The 481-nt window shown below is 75.7% G+C and carries 2 protein-coding genes; both read right to left on the reverse strand.

What is annotated here, in order from left to right; all coding sequences use genetic code 11:
- On the reverse strand, positions 1 to 262 hold a 262-nt coding region (locus G3I78_RS47920; RefSeq protein WP_203616526.1), incomplete at its 3' end, for a hypothetical protein.
- The coding region (locus G3I78_RS47925) for a hypothetical protein (protein ID WP_164436903.1) at positions 255 to 481 on the reverse strand (227 nt) is incomplete at its 5' end. The genes G3I78_RS47925 and G3I78_RS47920, both read right to left, overlap by 8 nt.

The raw sequence follows: 481 nt of genomic DNA on the forward strand, positions 1-481 counted from the left end.
GGACGATCCGCGCGCGGTCGACCATGCGACGCCCGATCGCGTACGTCAGCGGGATCATGGACAGCGCGAAGGCGAGGAACCCGAGGGCGAGCGCCAGGTTCCCGCTCGCGATCGCCGCCGGGAGCTGCGCGAGACCCACGAGCGGCGCGAGGATCGAGATCAGCGCCATGTTGGAGCGCAGCACCTGACGCTTCGCGGCGTCGCCCATGGCCAGCTCGACCAGGGGCGGGACCGTCCCGTGGCCGGCGGTCGGCTCAGCCACGGCGGAAGAGCCTTCGTCCCGTGGCCGGGTGCAGGGGCGACCCGGCGGGGATCTCGACGGCGTTCGCCCAGACCGGGACGTCGTCCGGGCGCAGCGCCCCGGCGCGGAGGGCACGGTCGCACAGGCCGCGGGCGACGGCGCCGAGGCTCTCGCGGCACGAGAAGGCGCCGTCGACCAGGGACAGGGCGACGGTGGTGGCGGGAGCGTGGCCCGTCCCCG

Source organism: Streptomyces sp. SID13726, from assembly GCF_010548375.1.
Classification (GTDB): Bacteria; Actinomycetota; Actinomycetes; order Streptomycetales; family Streptomycetaceae; genus Streptomyces.